At 63.5% G+C, this 1096-nt stretch carries 1 protein-coding gene; it reads left to right on the forward strand.

Translation table 11 applies throughout. The annotated features are described in order from the left end of the window. The coding region (locus ACH34S_RS41915; protein ID WP_395958512.1) for an alpha-amylase family glycosyl hydrolase at positions 1-1096 on the forward strand (1096 nt) is incomplete at both ends.

Here is a 1096-nt window from a genome sequence, read left to right on the forward strand (position 1 = left end):
CCCGACGGCCCCTACGGCGACTTCTACATGTGGAGCGACACCGACACCAAATACCCCGACGCCCGCATCATCTTCATCGACACCGAAACCTCCAACTGGACCTACGACCCCATCCGCGGCCAGTACTACTGGCACCGCTTCTTCTCCCACCAACCCGACCTCAACTACGACAACCCCCACGTCCAAGACGCCATGCTCGAAAACCTCCGCTTCTGGCTCGACCTCGGCATCGACGGCTTCCGCCTCGACGCCGTCCCCTACCTCTACGCCCGCGAAGGCACCAACTGCGAAAACCTCCCCGAAACCCACACCTACCTCAAACGCGTCCGCGCCGAAATCGACCGCCTCTACCCCGACCGCGTCCTCCTCGCCGAAGCCAACCAATGGCCCGCCGACGTCGTCGAATACTTCGGCGACCCCGCAGCCGGCGGCGACGAATGCCACATGGCCTTCCACTTCCCCGTCATGCCCCGCATCTTCATGGCCGTCCGCCGCGAACAACGCTACCCCATCTCCGAAATCATGGCCCAAACCCCCAAAATCCCCGACAACTGCCAATGGGGCATCTTCCTCCGCAACCACGACGAACTCACACTGGAGATGGTCACCGACGAAGAACGCGACTACATGTACACCGAATACGCCAAAGACCCCCGCATGAAAGCCAACATCGGCATCCGCCGCCGCCTGGCACCCCTGTTGGACAACGACCGCAACCAACTCGAACTCTTCACCGCCCTCCTCCTGTCCCTCCCCGGCTCACCCGTCCTGTACTACGGCGACGAAATCGGCATGGGCGACAACATCTGGCTCGGCGACCGCGACGCCGTCCGCACCCCCATGCAATGGACCCCCGACCGCAACGCCGGCTTCTCCCACTGCGACCCCGCCCGCCTCTACCTCCCCCTCATCATGGACCCCATCTACGGCTACCAAGCCGTCAACGTCGAAGCCCAGGCCAACAACCCAGGCTCCCTCCTGCACTGGACCCGCAAAATGATCGAAATCCGCCAACGCCACCCCGTCTTCGGCGTCGGCACCTACGTCGAACTCTCCGCCTCCAACCCCTCCGTCCTCGCCTTCACCCGCGAAATCA

Source organism: Actinomadura sp. 3N508 (assembly GCF_044326375.1).
Taxonomy (GTDB): domain Bacteria; phylum Actinomycetota; class Actinomycetes; order Streptosporangiales; family Streptosporangiaceae; genus Spirillospora.